The 14,788-nt window shown below is 67.5% G+C and carries 17 protein-coding genes; 6 read left to right on the plus strand and 11 right to left on the minus strand.

Annotated features, from left to right (window positions below; genetic code table 11):
- Positions 1-112 precede the first annotated feature (112 nt).
- On the plus strand, positions 113-973 hold the full coding sequence (locus tag EOW65_RS01140) for a glycosyltransferase family 32 protein (RefSeq protein ID WP_128147179.1): 861 nt from the start codon (positions 113-115) through the stop codon (positions 971-973).
- A gap of 3 nt (positions 974-976) precedes the next feature.
- The gene (locus EOW65_RS01145; RefSeq protein WP_128147180.1) at positions 977-2,350 is read left to right on the plus strand and encodes a hypothetical protein; all 1,374 of its coding nucleotides are present in this window, start codon (positions 977-979) and stop codon (positions 2,348-2,350) included.
- A gap of 237 nt (positions 2,351-2,587) precedes the next feature.
- Here EOW65_RS01145 and EOW65_RS01150 read toward each other — a convergent pair whose 3' ends face one another.
- Positions 2,588-3,181: a L,D-transpeptidase gene (locus tag EOW65_RS01150; protein ID WP_128147181.1), complete on the minus strand. Its 594-nt coding sequence runs from the start codon at positions 3,179-3,181 to the stop codon at positions 2,588-2,590.
- A 166-nt stretch (positions 3,182-3,347) separates the two neighbouring features.
- On the minus strand, positions 3,348-3,938 hold the full coding sequence (gene infC / locus EOW65_RS01155) for a translation initiation factor IF-3 (protein WP_240664428.1): 591 nt from the start codon (positions 3,936-3,938) through the stop codon (positions 3,348-3,350).
- A 146-nt stretch (positions 3,939-4,084) separates the two neighbouring features.
- On the opposite strand from infC, the gene EOW65_RS01160 reads away from it, so the two are divergent.
- Entirely contained in the window at positions 4,085-4,801 is a 717-nt protein-coding gene (locus EOW65_RS01160) for a hypothetical protein (protein ID WP_128147182.1), read from the plus strand.
- Between the two features lie 134 nt (positions 4,802-4,935).
- Here EOW65_RS01160 and EOW65_RS01165 read toward each other — a convergent pair whose 3' ends face one another.
- The 5 genes from EOW65_RS01165 to EOW65_RS01185 form a co-directional block, all read right to left on the minus strand.
- Positions 4,936-5,757, minus strand: a complete 822-nt coding sequence (locus EOW65_RS01165; protein ID WP_121531090.1) for a ferredoxin--NADP reductase — start codon at positions 5,755-5,757, stop codon at positions 4,936-4,938.
- A 131-nt stretch (positions 5,758-5,888) separates the two neighbouring features.
- Positions 5,889-6,260, minus strand: a complete 372-nt coding sequence (locus EOW65_RS01170) for a DUF934 domain-containing protein (RefSeq protein WP_128147183.1) — start codon at positions 6,258-6,260, stop codon at positions 5,889-5,891.
- Positions 6,257-7,015 (minus strand): phosphoadenylyl-sulfate reductase, encoded by a 759-nt coding sequence (locus EOW65_RS01175; RefSeq protein WP_128147248.1) that lies wholly within the window; start codon positions 7,013-7,015, stop codon positions 6,257-6,259. Before EOW65_RS01175 ends, EOW65_RS01170 begins: the two co-directional genes overlap by 4 nt.
- Complete coding sequence (locus EOW65_RS01180; protein ID WP_128147184.1) at positions 7,005-8,666, minus strand: nitrite/sulfite reductase; 1,662 nt, start codon at positions 8,664-8,666, stop codon at positions 7,005-7,007. Before EOW65_RS01180 ends, EOW65_RS01175 begins: the two co-directional genes overlap by 11 nt.
- A complete protein-coding gene (locus EOW65_RS01185; protein WP_128147185.1) occupies positions 8,659-8,964 on the minus strand; it encodes a DUF2849 domain-containing protein in 306 nt (101 codons plus the stop codon). The genes EOW65_RS01180 and EOW65_RS01185 overlap by 8 nt, the downstream gene beginning before the upstream one ends.
- A gap of 142 nt (positions 8,965-9,106) precedes the next feature.
- On the opposite strand from EOW65_RS01185, the gene EOW65_RS01190 reads away from it, so the two are divergent.
- Positions 9,107-9,568 carry an Lrp/AsnC family transcriptional regulator gene (locus EOW65_RS01190; protein ID WP_113899353.1) on the plus strand — a complete coding sequence of 154 codons (462 nt, stop codon included), beginning with the start codon at positions 9,107-9,109 and terminating at the stop codon, positions 9,566-9,568.
- Between the two features lie 136 nt (positions 9,569-9,704).
- On the opposite strand, the gene tpiA is transcribed toward EOW65_RS01190, so the two are convergent.
- The 4 genes from tpiA to EOW65_RS01210 form a co-directional block, all read right to left on the minus strand.
- A complete protein-coding gene (tpiA, locus tag EOW65_RS01195) occupies positions 9,705-10,451 on the minus strand; it encodes a triose-phosphate isomerase (protein WP_128147186.1) in 747 nt (248 codons plus the stop codon).
- Positions 10,452-10,548: 97 nt separating this feature from the next.
- Positions 10,549-10,908 (minus strand): HesB/IscA family protein, encoded by a 360-nt coding sequence (locus EOW65_RS01200; protein ID WP_128147187.1) that lies wholly within the window; start codon positions 10,906-10,908, stop codon positions 10,549-10,551.
- 72 nt (positions 10,909-10,980) lie between these two features.
- Positions 10,981-12,054, minus strand: coding sequence for an alkene reductase (locus EOW65_RS01205; protein ID WP_128147188.1), 1,074 nt, complete (start codon positions 12,052-12,054; stop codon positions 10,981-10,983).
- 126 nt (positions 12,055-12,180) lie between these two features.
- The gene (locus EOW65_RS01210) at positions 12,181-12,546 is read right to left on the minus strand and encodes an SUF system Fe-S cluster assembly protein (RefSeq protein WP_128147189.1); all 366 of its coding nucleotides are present in this window, start codon (positions 12,544-12,546) and stop codon (positions 12,181-12,183) included.
- 105 nt (positions 12,547-12,651) lie between these two features.
- Here EOW65_RS01210 and prfA point away from each other — a divergent pair, with 105 nt between their 5' ends.
- Positions 12,652-13,707 carry a peptide chain release factor 1 gene (gene prfA / locus EOW65_RS01215; protein WP_128147190.1) on the plus strand — a complete coding sequence of 352 codons (1,056 nt, stop codon included), beginning with the start codon at positions 12,652-12,654 and terminating at the stop codon, positions 13,705-13,707.
- Positions 13,704-14,561 carry a peptide chain release factor N(5)-glutamine methyltransferase gene (gene prmC / locus EOW65_RS01220; RefSeq protein WP_128147191.1) on the plus strand — a complete coding sequence of 286 codons (858 nt, stop codon included), beginning with the start codon at positions 13,704-13,706 and terminating at the stop codon, positions 14,559-14,561. The genes prfA and prmC overlap by 4 nt, the downstream gene beginning before the upstream one ends.
- Positions 14,562-14,788 lie beyond the last annotated feature (227 nt).

A 14,788-nucleotide genomic window follows, 5' to 3' on the forward strand; every position in this document is an offset into this window, starting at 1 on the left:
GGGGCCCGCAAACCGCACCCAGCCCCGGAACGAATTAACGTTGGCAATCCGGGGGGATTTGGCGATTATGCCGGCAGGCAAGGCCGGAAAAAGACAAAAGGGCAGTGTATTCATGTCAAAAGATTACCAGGTTGCGGCGCTCTGGATCGGAGGGTCGCTGAGCTATCTCGAACAGCTTTGTCTGAAATCCTTCGTCGATGCCGGCCAGCACGTGAAGCTTTACTCCTACGAGCCGATCGACAACGCCCCCGAGGGCATCGAGATGGCCGATGCGAACGAGGTGCTGTCGCAGGAGAACTTCCTGCGCCACGGCCGCACCAACAGCCCGGCGCTGCATTCGGACCTGTTCCGCTATCACTTGCTGGCGCAGAACGACCGCACGATCTGGGCCGATACCGACGCCTATTGCGTGAAGCCCTTCGAGACGCCGAACGGCCATTTCTATTCCTGGGAAAGCGCCGACGGCATCAACGGCGGCGTGCTTGGCCTGCCGCGCGACAGCGAGGCGCTTGGCCAGCTGCTCGAATTCACCACCGACGAATATGCGATCCCGGAATGGTATGGCGAGGCCTACCGCCGCGAGCTGGAAGAGAAGAAGGCCGCGGGCACGCCAGTGCATGCGGGCGAGCAGCCCTGGGGCGTGTGGGGACCGCATGCGCTGACCCATTTCCTGAAGAAGACCGGCGAGTCACGTTATGCGATGCCGATCTGGGGGCTGTACCCTTTCGAGTACAGCGAGCGCGCGTTGATGCTGCGGCCGGGCTATGACTGGCAAAGCCACATCAAGGACGATACCTATTCGATCCATTTCTATGGCCGGCGGATGCGGGCGCGGCTCCTGGACAAGTTCGACGGCGTGCCGAAGCCGCGCAGCCTGATCGGGCAGCTCGTCAAGAAGCATGGCATCGACCCGGCCGCCGCGCCGCTGCGCCGCCATGGCAAGCCCGAGGCCGACACCGACGCGGATGACTGAGCGATGGGCGGGGCACAGGACGGGCTGTTTGCGGCGACCGGGCTGACGCAGGTGGCCTCGGTCGCCGATCTCGGCGGCGGGGCGCTGGCGCAGGTGATCGCGGCGCATGACCGCTGGGATTGCGACATCACCTTGATCGACATGGGCGCGAATGGCAGCTGGAGCGGGCTGCGCTCGGACTGGGTTGCGCCCTATCTTGCCGCGCTTGAGGCGGCGGGGGTGGACCCGGGCCGGGTGCGCGTGGTCACGGCCAGCGCCGAGCTGCGCGCCGTCGATCTGCTGCTGAACCTTGCGGGCTGGGGCGACCGGCACAAGATCAAGCATCTGAACGAGGTGCTCGAGACGGCGCTCCATGCCGACAGCCGGATGGTTCTCGACATCCGCCACGGCACCGGCAGCTTCCCGTTCCTCAAGGACTTCGGCGAGACCGAGATCGTGGCCGAGCTGTCACCCCGCGACGGCAAGTCGGTGCGGCGGGTGGTGTTCACGCCGAACGCGCCGGCGCCCGTGGCCGATGACGGCTGGGCCGCGATCGCGCAGGGGCTTGCGGGCCCCGACGGGTTCTATCGCGAGAACGAGGGCCACAGCTTCCTTTATATCCCGCGCTCGAAGAAGGTGCTGGTCGTCACCTTCGACAATCTCGACATCGCGATGAACAAGCGCGACGACCGTCGACCCTGGGGCTTTGCCTTCATCGAGAAGCAGGGCTGGTCGATGCTGGGCGTGATGGCGGGCGGCTGGACCTGGTATCGCACCCCCTGGGTCGCGACCGAGTTCGACCGGCTGGCGGCCGAGGGCTTCTTCGCGCAGTTCGACCGGGTGGTGTTCTACGGCGCCTCGATGGGCGGCTATGCGGCTTGCGCCTTCTCGGGAGCCTGCCCGGGGGCGGATGTGGTGGCGATCTCGCCGCAATCGACGGTCGACAAGACCGTTGTGCCCTGGGAAACGCGCTACAAGACGGTCTGGGGCGCGGATTTCAGCGGCAAATACGGCGATGCGGCACAGGTGAGCGGGGCCGCGCGGCGCATCGCGCTGCTCTACGACCCCTATGAACCGCTCGACGCGCAGCATGCCGCGCGGTTTCAGGGCGCGAATGTGATGAAGCTGCGCGCCCCGCTTCTGGGCCACCGGCTCGGCTCCTCGCTCAGCCAGATGGGGATCCTGAGCCCGATCATCCTGGGAGCGCTTGACGGCACCCTGACCGAGGCCACGTTCTATCGCCGGCTGCGCGCGCGCAAGGATTTCGCGCGCTATCAGCGCGAGTTGTTCGAGCGGGCGGTGGCGAAGGGGCACAAGCGGCTGGCGCGGCGGCTGGGCGAATGGGTGCTGAAGCGCGGCGACAACCGGGCGATCCGGCAGGGGCTCGCAAAGCTCTAATCCCTGTGTGGGCCGTCAAAATGTCGCAGCCCGCGCCCCGGCGATCTTGATCTGGATCAACGTTGCCCGCCGCACTGCCGCGTAGAACAGGGGCATCAGGTTCCTGATCTCCCTGAAACACGGCGCAAGCCGGCGGAACCTGACAGAACCAAGGACGTTCTCCCTCGTCTGGTTCAACAATGCGCTGCGGGCCTCCCTCCCGCAGCGCTTTATTTTTTGGCCGATGCCAAGGGGATGTCAGATCAGCTTCACCTGCGTGCCGATCGGGCACAGGCCGTAGAGTTCCTCGATCTGCTCGTTGAACAGCCCGATGCAGCCCGACGAGCTCTTGCGCCCGATCTTGCGGGTGTCGTGGGTGCCGTGGATGATGTAGGCGGGCCAGCTCAGATACATCGCATGGGTGCCGAGCGGATTGTCCGGCCCGGGCGGCATCGCATGCAGCGACGGGTCCGCGGCGATCATCGAGGCGGTGGGCGTCCAGCTCGGCCCGATCTTCTTGCGCACGATCTCGGTATAGCCGGTCTTCGTCAGCTCGGGGCTTTTCGGCACCGAGGTCGGGTATAGCCGGTAATCGGCGCCATCGACGGCCCAGTAGTGCAGCGCCTTCGACACCGTGTCGGCGATCAGCGTCACCCGGTCAAGCCGGTCGAAATGGTCGCGCCAGTCGATCTCGCGGAAGGATGAGATATTCGCGCGCATCTGCGGAGCGACGATCGCCGGCTGATCGGCCATCGGGATATCCTGCGTGCCGGCGCGTGCCAGCGCCGGGGTGAAAAGCGATGCGGCCCCCGCAGCGAGCGCCGCGCGGCGGCTGAGAATAATCCGTGCCATGTCTGTTCCTGTCCTCATATTCTGATTGCCGAATGGTCCCATTTCGTGCCGGCAGGGGCAAATCACGCCGCCTCACGAAAGGGCGAGTCTGGCCGCGGGCGGGTCTCAACGAAAAAGCCCTCCCGCGGGGGGAGGGCTCGCGATGCCTGCGCCGGGGCGCGGGGGATCACTTCGGGCCGATCATCATCACCATCTGCCGGCCTTCGAGCTTCGGCATGCTCTCGATCTTGCCGGCCTCGCCGACATCGGCGGCGACGCGGTTCAGCAGCTCGAGGCCAAGGCCCTGGTGCGCCATCTCGCGGCCGCGGAAGCGCAGGGTGACCTTCACCTTGTCGCCATCCTCGAGGAAGCGCATTACCGAACGCATCTTGACCTCGTAGTCATGGGTGTCGGTCCCGGGGCGGAACTTCACTTCCTTGATTTCGATGATCTTCTGCTTCTTGCGGGCTTCGGCCTCGCGCTTCTGCTGTTCGTACTTGAACTTGCCGTAGTCCATGATCTTGCACACCGGCGGCACCGCCGTCGGCGAGATCTCGACCAGATCAAGCCCGGCCTCTTCGGCCATCATCATCGCGCGCGCCGGGGTGACGACGCCCACGTTCTCGCCGTCCGCCCCGATCAGGCGGATCTCGGGCGCTCGGATCCGATCGTTGATCCGGGGGCCGGTGTCTCTTTGCGGCGGGGCATTGTGCGGTCTGCGGGCTATGGCTGTGATCCTTCTGCGGCCAAGTCGAATGGCGCGCAAAATAGGACCCACGGCCGCGGCTTTCAACCGGAATCAGCGGTTTTCCGCCCGATCGGCCCGGTAAGGGGAAAGGAGAGCGCCCTTAAGCCTTTGCCTCGCCGTCGTGGGTGTCCATATAGCAGGCGTCGAATTCGTTTCCGAACCGAAGGGAGAGAAACATGAAGAAGGTTCTTGGCCTTGTCGTGGTCGTCGCCGCGATTGCCGCAGGGGCGTGGTATTTTACCCGTTCGCCCGAAGGGCAGAAGGCTGCGACCGAGGCGGTGAACGACGCCAAGGATGCGGCTCAGGCCGTGACCGGGGCGGTCGAGTCGGGCGCTTCCGACAGCGCCACCGCCGCTCAGGATGCCGCGCAGACCGCGGCGCAGGCAGCGGCCGAGGCGACGAAGGCCGCCGGCGATGCCGCAACGGCCGCGACCGAGGCTGCGGGTGCTGCGGTCGACGCTGCGAAGGACGTGGCCACCGATGCCGCCACCCAGGCTGCCGGGGCGGCGTCTGACGCCGCCACCGCCGCCACCGAAGCCGCCAGCGCTGCTGCCGATGCCGCCAAGAATGCGGCTTCGGACGTGACCGGCGCGGCCGGCGATGCCGCCACCCAGGCGGCGCAGTCGGCCGCGGCGGCCAGCTCGGCTGCCGCGCAGGCGGTAAGCGATGCGGCAAACGCCGCGACCAATGCCGCCGCGGCCGGTGCCGGTGCCGATGCCTCGGCGCTGACCGTCGAGGGCTTCGATGCCGCCAAGGTCGGCGCGATGATCGACGCCTCGTCGCTCTCGGCCGAAACCAAGACCACGCTTAAGGCTGCGGTCGAGGCGGCGAAGACGAACCCCGCCCTCGTTGCGGCGACCGTCGCCCAGGTGAAGGTCGCGCTTGGCCTCTGAGGCCGCGACGCAGCCCGCAAAACCGAAACGCCGCCCCGAGGGGCGGCGTTTTTCATTGGCGGAAGCCACAAGCCGGAATCGGACAGGCCGCGGGGGGACGCACCCGCGGCCTGTCGCGGACCGCCGGGCCGTGCTCAGATGCCGTCGCCGACGAAGGCTTTCTCGACGACATATTCGCGCGGCTCGGAATTCGCGCCCTCGCGCAGCCCGTAATGTTCGAGCACCGCCATCACGTCCTTGTTGAAGGCAAGGCTGCCGCAGACCATGGCGCGGTCATGCTCGGCATCCATCGGCGCGATGCCGAGATCCTCGAAGACCTTGCCGCTCATCAGGTTGTCGGTGATGCGGCCGCGGTGGTGGAACTCTTCGCGGGTGGCGGTGGGATAGTATTTCAGCTTGTCGCCGACGAGCTCGCCGATCAGCGGGTCGTCCTTCAGGCTTTCGACCAGCTCCTTGCCATATTCGAGTTCGGCGACGGTGCGGCAGGTGTGCATCATCACCACTTCCTCGAACTTCTCGTAGGTCTCGGGCTCGCGCATCAGCGAGGCGAAGGGCGCGATGCCGGTGCCGGTGGCGAGGAACCACACCCGCTTGCCCGGAAGCAGCGCGTCGATCACCAGCGTGCCGACGGGCTTCGGGCGCAAGATAATCTCGTCGCCCACCCCGATGTGCTGCAGCTTCGAGGTCAGCGGGCCGTCCGGCACCTTGATCGAGTAGAATTCAAGCTCCTCGTCCCAGGCCGGCGAGGCGATCGAATAGGCGCGCAGCAGCGGTTTGCCGTTGTCGCCCATCAGCCCGATCATCACGAATTCGCCCGAGCGGAAGCGCAGCGACTGCGGCCGCGTCACGCGGAAGGAGAACAGCCGGTCGGTCCAGTGCTTCACGTCGGTCACGGTCTGGGCGTCGGGCAGGTGCTTCACGGGCGGAATCGTCGCAGTCTGGGTCACGTCTGGCATCTCGTTCGGTTGGGCCCGGGGAGGAGGACCCGGGGCGCGAAAAACATGAACCGCAGATATCTCAATCCTCTGCGGCCGGCCTTGATCTAAGGCAAATTGCCGGGCTGCGGCGATCTGTCAACCCGCGCGGGTCAGCGCTGCAGCCGGGCGCGGTAATCATGCGCGCGCCAGTCGGCCCGGGCAAGCCATTGTTCCGCGCCCTGACGTTCGGCCAGCGTCTCGGAGATTTCCACCTCGTCAAAGCCCGAGCGGCGCGCCATCGCATATTGGTCGGCGATCACGTGGCCCGCCGCGCGCAGCCGCCCGGTATAGCCCGCCGCCCGCAGCCGCCGCGCCAGCGTGAAGCCGCGCCCGTCGGCAAAGGACGGGAAGGCGATACGCACGAGCGCCGCGCCCGAGGCACGCTGGATCAGCTCCTCGGACGGGGTGTCGGGGGCGATCTCGACTGCCTCGCCGGTGAAGTCATCGGCATGGAAGCCGTCGTCGCGCACGATCACGCTCATGCAACTTTCTCCTTGTTGTCGGGCTCTTGCATGCCATTCTTGACGCGCACGGCCTTGCCGCCGATGAAATGGATGCCGCATTCCGTCTTTTGCGAACCGCGCCAGCGGCCCGCCCGCGGATCCTCGCCCGGGGCGACCTTCGAGGTGCAGGGCGCGCAGCCGATCGAGGGATAGCCCTGTGCCACCAGCGGGTGCCGCGGCAGCCGGTTCTGCACCATGTATTCCTCGAGATCCTCGCGGCCCCAATGCGCAAGCGGGTTGATCTTCATCCGCGTGGGGGTCTCGACCTCGAAGAAATCGATCGTCGCCCGGGTCGCGGCCTGAAAGCGCTTGCGGCCGGTAATCCAGGCATCGAACCCCGACAGTGCCTTTTCAAGAGGCACCGTCTTGCGCAGCGCGCAGCAGGCGTCGGTGTTGAACTGGTGCAGCGTGTTGTCCGGGTCCTCGAGATCGAGCATCGCCTGCGCGGCGGTGATCGTGCGCACGTCGGTCAGGCCAAGCTGGCGCGAGACCTCGCGCTGATAGTCGAGCGTCTCGCGAAACAGCATCAGCGTGTCGACGAAGATCACCGGCGTGCCCGGGGCGATCAGCGAGACCATGTGCAGAAGCACCACCGATTCCGCTCCGAAGGAGCTGACCAGTGCCACCTCCCCGGTGTCGGGGTCCTTCAGCGCCTTCTCCATGACCGCGACCGCCGCGTGGTGGCGATAGCGGTCATTGAGGGCGGCGACCCGTGTCGCGATGTCAGGCAGCATCTCGTGCCTCGCCATAAAGCGCCTCCTTGAACGGCGCGGGGCCGAGGCGGCGGAACGCCTCGATGAAGCTTTCGGCGCGGTCGGCCCGCAGCGCCAGATAGGCGCGCAGGATCCGCTCGATCGCCGGAACGACCTCGTCATAGGCAAAGCCGGGGCCTGCCCGCTCGCCGATCGTGGTCGCGGGGCCGGCGTCGCCGCCGAGGGTGATCTGGTAGTTCTCCACCCCGGCGCGGTCGAGGCCGAGAATGCCGATATGGCCGACGTGGTGATGGCCGCAGGCGTTGATGCAGCCCGAGATCTTGATCTTCAGCGCACCGATTTCCTCTTCGAGGCCGATCTTGCGGAAATGCGTGGCGAGCTCCTGCGCGACCGGGATCGAGCGGGCGGTGGCCAGCGCGCAGTAATCCATGCCGGGGCAGGCGATGATGTCGGACAGCAGCCCGACATTCGCCGTGGCGAGCCCGGCGCGCAGCAGCTGCGCATGGACCGCCGGCAGGTCGGCCTTGCGCAGATGCGGCAGCACGACGTTCTGCTCGTGGCTGATGCGCAGCTCGCCATAGCCATAGCGCTCGGCGATCTCGGCCAGAACCCGCATCTGCTCGGCCGAGGCGTCGCCGGGGGTCTCGCCATGCGCCTTCAGCGAGACGGTGACGATCGCATGATCGGCGCGGCGATGCGCGGTCAGGTTCTGGCTCGCCCAGGACCGGAACAGGGGGTCGACCTCGAGCGCACGCTCGTAGAACTCGACGGGCGCTGCCTCGAAGTCGGGCAGGGCGAACTGCGCCTCGATCTCGCGCAGCATCGCCTGATCGACGCCTTCGAAGCTCGGCCGGATCCGGGCGAATTCCTCTTCGGTCGCGGCGCGGAAGGCGTCGATGCCGTTCTCGAAGACGGTGATCTTGATCCGCGCCTTGTACTTGTTGTCGCGCCGGCCCATCAGGTTGTAGGTCGAGACGATTGCCTCGAGATAGGGCAGCAGGTCAGCCTTCGGCAGGAAAGCGCGCAGCTCCTGGCCCACCATCGGCGTGCGGCCGAGACCGCCACCGACGAAGACGCGAAAGCCCGTCTCGCCATCCTTCTCGACGATCTGCAGCCCGACGTCATGGGCCCGGATCACCGCGCGGTCATCGGCCGAGCCGGTGATCGCGATCTTGAACTTGCGCGGCAGGAACTGGAATTCGGCATGGTCGGTCGACCATTGCCGGATCAGCTCGGCCACCGGGCGCGGATCGGCGATCTCGTCGGCGGCGGCACCGGCGAAGGCGTCGGTCGTGACGTTGCGGATGGTGTTGCCCGAGGTCTGGATCGCGTGCATCTGCACATCGGCGAGCGCGTCGATGATGTCGGGCACGTCGGTCAGCTTCGGCCAGTTGAACTGGATGTTCTGGCGCGTGGTGAAATGGCCATAGCCTTTGTCCCAGGTCTCGGCGATATGGGCGAGCTGGCGCATCTGGTCGGCGCGCAGCGTGCCATAGGGAATGGCGACGCGCAGCATGTAGGCATGCAGCTGCAGGTAGAGCCCGTTCATCAGCCGCAGCGGACGGAACTCGTCCTCGGTCAGCGCACCCGAAAGGCGTCGCTCGACCTGGCCGCGGAACTGCGCGGCGCGTTCGCGCACGAAGGCTTCGTCGAAGTCGGAATACTTATACATGGGCCGCCTCCTGCTTGCCGTGCGGATAGTTCGAGGGGCCGCGGGTGCGGAACACCTCGCGGAAATGGACGGGTTCGGGGCCGTTCGCCCCGGCGCGGGCCTCGGCCAGATAGGGGCCGACGACGACACCGGGCTGGCCGAGCGCCGCCAGCAGCCGCAGCTCGCCATGCGCCTCGTCCTCGATCAGCTCGGCCTCGGCATGGTCGCGCGTCCAGCTGCCTGCCGCGGTCATGTAGACCACGTCGCCCATGCGCAGATCATTGGCGGTGACGACTTTCGGGGTGAACTTGCGGCTCATGGCGGCCTCCGGGGACGTGTTTTCCTGTCTGGAATATAGGAAATTTTCCCGGTATCCTGCCAGTCACCCGCGCAGATAAGGACACCTGTTCCGCATCCTGCGCCGCGGGGCATCAATTTCCCGACCGAAGGAGAAAAGCGGAATGGCTGTCCGGATCGACGAGATGGATCGGAAAATCCTCTCCCAGCTGCAGGAGGACGCAAGCCAGTCGCTCGACGAGATCGCGCGCAAGGTCGGCTCCTCGAAGACGCCGGTGTGGAACCGGATTCGGCGGATGAAGGAGCAGGGCGTGATCGGCCGGCAGACGGTGATCCTCGACCCCGAGGCGCTCGGCCTCGAGGCCTGCTTCTTCGTGCTGATCCGCACCTCGGAGCACGAGGCGGAGTGGCAGCAGAAATTCCTGCGCACCCTGCGCGAGCGCCCCGAGGTGCTCGAGGCGCACCGGCTGGCGGGCGACATCGATTACATCCTGAAGGTGCGGGTGCAGAACGCGCGCGCCTATGACGCCTTCTATCAGGCGCTGATCTCCGAGGTGAAGATCTACAATGTCACCGCGCTGCTGAGCATGGAAGAGATCAAGTCGACGACGTTGCTGCCGCTGTGAGCGCGACAGGGGCGCGGGCTTGCCCCCGAGAGAGTGGCCGCAACCGGAGGAGGACGCCCCTTCGCGCTTTCTCCTTGCCTGAAATACCTCGGGGGTGAATTGGCGCAGCCAAGAGGGGGCAGCGCCCCCTTCCTTTTCAGGCCTCGTCGAGGGCGGCGAGGATCGCGCCGAAATCCGCGGCCTTCAGGCTGGCCCCGCCAACGAGCGCGCCATCGACGTTCGAGGTCGCGAAGATCTCCTTCGCGTTCGAGGGCTTGACCGAGCCGCCGTAGAGCAGGCGGATCTTGCCGGCCTCGGCGGCGCCGAAGCGGCCGGAAAGCTCCGAGCGCATGAAATCATGCACCTCGGCGATCTGTTCGAGTGTCGGGGTGCGGCCGGTGCCGATTGCCCAGACCGGCTCGTAGGCGATCACCGTATTCGCGCCGGTGGCGCCGTCGGGGGTCGAATCGTAAAGCTGCCGGCCGATCACCTCGAGCGTCGATCCCGCGTCGCGTTCGGCCTCGGTCTCGCCGACGCAGATCACCGCGACCAGATCCGCCTCGCGCGCGGTTGCGGCCTTGGCGCGCACCATCGCATTCGTCTCGGCGTGATCGGCGCGGCGCTCGGAATGGCCGAGGATGACATGGCTCGCGCCCGCGTCCTTCAGCATCGCGGCGGCGATGTCGCCGGTATGCGCGCCCGCGGCCTTCATGTGGCAATCCTGCCCGCCGACCGCGATGCGGCCCACAGCGAGTGCCGCCATCTGCCCGACCAGCGTCGCGGGCGGGCACAGCAGCACCTCGGAGCGCGGCGTCGGATGGGCCGCGATCAGCGCCTCGACCTCGGCGAGGCTCGCCGTGACGCCGTTCATCTTCCAGTTGCCTGCCGCGAGTTTTCTGCGCATCCGCCCCTCCATGTTTGCGCCAGATTAGGGCAGGGGCCGGGACTGGGGAAGGCGCAAAGCGCCGCGCCCGCGGATGATAACGCCAACAGTCGGAACGTCAGTCGGCGTCCGCCTCGCGGAACTTGATCGACTCGCCGCAGCCGCAGGTCTCGACCACATTCGGGTTGCGGAACTTGAAGCCCGATTCCAGCAGGCCGGTCTCGTAGTCGATCTCGGTGCCGATCATGAACATCTGCGCCATCGGCGCGATCAGCACGCGGGCAGAGCCGTCCTCGACCACGATGTCCATCGGGCCGGCCTCCTGCGCGATCTCCATGGTGTATTCCATGCCGGCGCAGCCGCCCTTCTTCACCCCGATGCGAAAGCCTGCGGCCTGTTCACGCTCCATCAGCCGGGCGATCTGCGCGGCGGCGGCAGGGGTGAGGGTGACGGGCGGTTTTCCGGGAATGGCGAACATCGGGACGGCTCCTGTGATGGGCCCAAGATAGGGCGCGCGGGGCGGGCGGACAACCCGCCCCGCGGCGGTGGATCAGCCGAGGGCGGGATAGTCGGTGTAGCCCTCCGCGCCGCCGCCATAGAGCAGGGCCGGGCGCAGCGGGTTCAGCGGTGCGTCGGCAGCCAGCCGGGCGGGCAGGTCGGGGTTGGCGATGAAGGGCCGGCCGAAGGCCACGGCATAGGCCGTGCCCGAGGCGACGGCGGCGAGTGCCGTTGCCCGCGTATAGCCGTTGTTCGCGATATAGGGGGCGGTCAGGGCAGCGCGGAAGGCGGCCAGCTCGGCCTCGGGGTAATCGCGCGGCCCGCCGGTCTGGCCCTCGACGACATGGACGAAGGCGAGCGGATGGGCGTTCAGCACCTCGGCCACCGCGGCGAAGAGCGCCGGCGTGTCGCTGTCGAGGCCGACATTGTTCGCATTCGACCAGGGCGAGAGCCGGATGCCGGTGCGGCCGGCGCCGAGCACGCCCACCACCGCCTCGAGCACGCCCGCGAGGAAGCGCACACGGTTCGCGATCGGCCCGCCCCAGTCGTCGGTGCGATGGTTCGAGGTGTCGCGCAGGAACTGGTCGATCAGATAGCCGTTCGCGGCGTGGATCTCGACCCCGTCAAAGCCCGCCTCGTCGGCGCAGCGCGCGGCATGGGCGTATTCGGCGAAGATCGCGGGGATCTCGTCGGCCTCGAGGGCGCGCGGCGTCACCGTCTCGACGAAGCCGGTGCCGTCGAAGGTCTTGGAATGGGCCGAGAGCGCCGAGGGCGCGACGGGCAGGGCGCCGTTCAGCAGCGAGGGATGCGAGATCCGGCCGACATGCCACAGCTGCGCGACGATCTTGCCGCCCGCGGCATGCACCGCATCGGTGACCTTGCGCCAGCCGTCGACCTGTTCGGGGGAATAGATGCCCGGCGTCCAGGCATAGCCCTGACCCATCGGCGAGATCTGCGTGCCCTCGGAGACGATCAGCCCGGCGCTGGCGCGCTGGCGGTAATACTCGACGGTGAGCTCGGTCGGCACCAGATCCGGCGCACGGTTGCGGGTGAGCGGCGCCATCACCAGGCGATTGGCGATCTCGATCTGGCCAAGCTGGCCCGGCGAAAACAGTGTGTCGGTCATCGGAAAGACTGTCCCTTGTGCGGCGCGACCTGCGCGCCAGAGTGAACGAATGAGTTCAATTTTGGCGCGCGCGGCGCGGCCGACAAGGGGGAGGCGCGGAATTTCTGCCCCGATTTCTGCCCCGGCTCACATGAAGCCGAGTTCGAGCCGTGCCTCGTCCGACATCATGTCCATGCCCCATTGCGGCTGGAAGGTCATCTCGACATTCACCGCCTGCACGCCCGGCACCGACTCGACCGCGTTCTGCACCCATTCGGGCATCTCGCCCGCCACTGGGCAGCCCGGCGCGGTCAGGGTCATCACGATCTCGACCTCGTTCGCGTCGTTGATCTCGATCGTGTAGACGAGGCCCAGATCGTAGATATTCACAGGGATTTCAGGGTCGAAGACCGTGCGGCAGGCCTCCACCACGGCGTCGAACAGCGGATGGTCGGTGGTCGAGGGCTTGATCAGCGGCGTGCCCTCGAGGGGCGTCTGGTCTTCGATGGTCATGGCAAACCCGCATCTGCGAAAGTCGAGCGTTTATATAGGGAATGCCCGGCAAAGGTAAAGAGCGCGGGGCTTGACCCGGAGAGATGAAAACGTCACATCCGCGGCATGGTCCCGCTCGAGAAACTTGCCCAGATCACGCAGCGCTTCGACTTTGTCGGGGCGAAGCTGAACGTCGCCACCGCGCCTGCCGAGATCGCTGCGCTGTCGCGCGAATATTCCGAGCTGCGCCCGGTGGTCGAGGAAATCGCCGCCTATCGCCAGGCGCTCGAGGACGTGACCGAGGCCGAAGGCTGGCTTGCCGACCCCGAGATGAAGGCGCTGGCCGAGGAGGAGCTGCCGCGGCTGCGCGCCCGCATCCCCGAGATGGAGCAGGCACTGCGTCTGGCGCTGCTGCCGAAGGACGCGGCCGATGCCCGCCCGGCGATCCTCGAGATCCGCCCGGGCACCGGTGGCGACGAGGCGGCGCTGTTCGCGGGCGACCTTCTGCGCATGTATCAGCGCTATGCCGAGACGAAGGGCTGGCGCTTTGAGCTGATGGAGCTGACCCCCTCCGAGCTTGGCGGGGTCAAGGAAGCCACGGCGCGGATCGAGGGCGAGGGGGTCTTTGCCCGGATGAAATACGAAAGTGGCGTGCACCGGGTGCAGCGCGTGCCCGAGACCGAGGCGGGCGGGCGCATCCACACCTCGGCCGCGACCGTCGCCGTGCTGCCCGAGGCCGAGGAGGTCGACATCGACATTCCGGCGGGCGACATCCGCATCGACACGATGCGCAGCTCGGGCGCGGGCGGGCAGCATGTGAACACCACCGACTCGGCGGTGCGCATCACCCACCTGCCCACCGGCATCGTCGTCACGTCGTCGGAGAAGTCACAGCACCAGAACCGCGCCAATGCGATGGCGGTGCTGCGCGCGCGGCTTTACGAGATGGAGCGCGAGCGGCTGGCCTCTGAACGTTCGGCCGACCGGCGCGCGCAGGTCGGCTCGGGCGACCGGTCGGAGCGTATCCGCACCTACAACTTCCCGCAGGGGCGGATGACCGATCACCGCATCAACCTGACGCTCTATTCCCTGACGCAGATCCTGAACGGCGATCTCGACACGGTGATCGACGCGCTGATTGCCGACGATCAGGCGGCGCGGCTGGCGGAGATGGAGGGATGAGGGCGCAGGAGTCCCTCGTGCTTGGCACCCGGGCGCTCAATGCCGCCGGGATCGACGGCGCGGCGGGCGATGCGCGCCGGCTGATGGCGCATGCGCTTGGCGTCGCGCCCGAGCGGCTGACGATGGCCTTGGGCGACGAGATCACTGCCGATCAGCAGGCGGCCTTCGATGCGGCGCTTGCCGCGCGCGCGGCGCATCAGCCGGTCGCACAGATCACCGGCCGGCGCCGGTTCTGGCGGCACGAATTCCGCGTCACCCGCGACACGCTCGACCCGCGCCCCGAGACCGAGCTGCTGGTCGCCGCGGCGCTCGAGGAGCCCTTCGCGCGGGTGATCGACCTTGGCACCGGCACCGGCTGCATTCTGCTCAGCCTGCTGGCGGACATGCCCTTCGCCACCGGCACCGGCACCGATCTTTCCGAGGCAGCACTTGCGGTTGCGGGCGAGAATGCCGCGGCGCTCGGGTTGACCTCCCGTCTGCGCCTGATCCCCTCGGACTGGTTTGCGCAGGTGGATGGTGTCTTCGACCTGATCGTCTCGAACCCGCCCTATATCGCCGAGGCGGAGATGGCGGGCCTTGCCCCCGAGGTGCGCGACTGGGAACCCCACGGCGCGCTGACCCCGGGCGGCGACGGGCTTGACGCCTATCGCGCGCTGGCGCGTGGCGCCGGGGCGCGGTTGCTGCCGGGCGGGCGGGTGCTGTTCGAGATCGGCCCGACGCAGGGCGCCGCGGTCTCGGAGCTGCTCGCCGCGCAGGGCTTCGAACGGATCGAGATCCGCCGTGACCTCGATGGCCGTGACCGCGTGGTGATCGGCCGCAAGCCGGCGCAAGAGGGCGGCTGCGGCTGCGCCTGAGGTCGGTTTCGGCGCTTTTCCTGCGCGAAACGGCGCCGTTCCGCAATTTCCGGCTTGCACGGGCGCGCATGAAGTGCTTAGTCATTCCCGTGCGGGATGGAAATTCGATCCCCTGCACGGCTCAGCTCTCCACTGCGGGTCAGACGGTTCACGGGCATCGCCCGGGCAGACCGGCCGCACCCCTGGCGGGCCCGATCCTGCAATCCGATCGCGGCCCGGACTTCAGC

The organism is Paenirhodobacter ferrireducens (genome assembly GCF_004022265.1).
Taxonomy (GTDB): Bacteria; Pseudomonadota; Alphaproteobacteria; order Rhodobacterales; family Rhodobacteraceae; genus Rhodobacter; species Rhodobacter ferrireducens.

Bases quoted from the DNA above. Each gene is read 5' to 3' on its own strand.
- EOW65_RS01140 (WP_128147179.1), top strand. From the start codon at position 113: ATGTCAAAAGATTACCAGGTTGCGGCGCTCTGGATCGGAGGGTCGCTG.
- EOW65_RS01145 (WP_128147180.1), top strand. From the start codon at position 977: ATGGGCGGGGCACAGGACGGGCTGTTTGCGGCGACCGGGCTGACGCAG.
- EOW65_RS01150 (WP_128147181.1), bottom strand. From the start codon at position 3,181: ATGGCACGGATTATTCTCAGCCGCCGCGCGGCGCTCGCTGCGGGGGCC.
- EOW65_RS01160 (WP_128147182.1), top strand. From the start codon at position 4,085: ATGAAGAAGGTTCTTGGCCTTGTCGTGGTCGTCGCCGCGATTGCCGCA.
- EOW65_RS01165 (WP_121531090.1), bottom strand. From the start codon at position 5,757: ATGCCAGACGTGACCCAGACTGCGACGATTCCGCCCGTGAAGCACCTG.
- EOW65_RS01170 (WP_128147183.1), bottom strand. From the start codon at position 6,260: ATGAGCGTGATCGTGCGCGACGACGGCTTCCATGCCGATGACTTCACC.
- EOW65_RS01175 (WP_128147248.1), bottom strand. From the start codon at position 7,015: ATGCTGCCTGACATCGCGACACGGGTCGCCGCCCTCAATGACCGCTAT.
- EOW65_RS01180 (WP_128147184.1), bottom strand. From the start codon at position 8,666: ATGTATAAGTATTCCGACTTCGACGAAGCCTTCGTGCGCGAACGCGCC.
- EOW65_RS01185 (WP_128147185.1), bottom strand. From the start codon at position 8,964: ATGAGCCGCAAGTTCACCCCGAAAGTCGTCACCGCCAATGATCTGCGC.
- EOW65_RS01190 (WP_113899353.1), top strand. From the start codon at position 9,107: ATGGCTGTCCGGATCGACGAGATGGATCGGAAAATCCTCTCCCAGCTG.
- tpiA (WP_128147186.1), bottom strand. From the start codon at position 10,451: ATGCGCAGAAAACTCGCGGCAGGCAACTGGAAGATGAACGGCGTCACG.
- EOW65_RS01200 (WP_128147187.1), bottom strand. From the start codon at position 10,908: ATGTTCGCCATTCCCGGAAAACCGCCCGTCACCCTCACCCCTGCCGCC.
- EOW65_RS01205 (WP_128147188.1), bottom strand. From the start codon at position 12,054: ATGACCGACACACTGTTTTCGCCGGGCCAGCTTGGCCAGATCGAGATC.
- EOW65_RS01210 (WP_128147189.1), bottom strand. From the start codon at position 12,546: ATGACCATCGAAGACCAGACGCCCCTCGAGGGCACGCCGCTGATCAAG.
- prfA (WP_128147190.1), top strand. From the start codon at position 12,652: ATGGTCCCGCTCGAGAAACTTGCCCAGATCACGCAGCGCTTCGACTTT.
- prmC (WP_128147191.1), top strand. From the start codon at position 13,704: ATGAGGGCGCAGGAGTCCCTCGTGCTTGGCACCCGGGCGCTCAATGCC.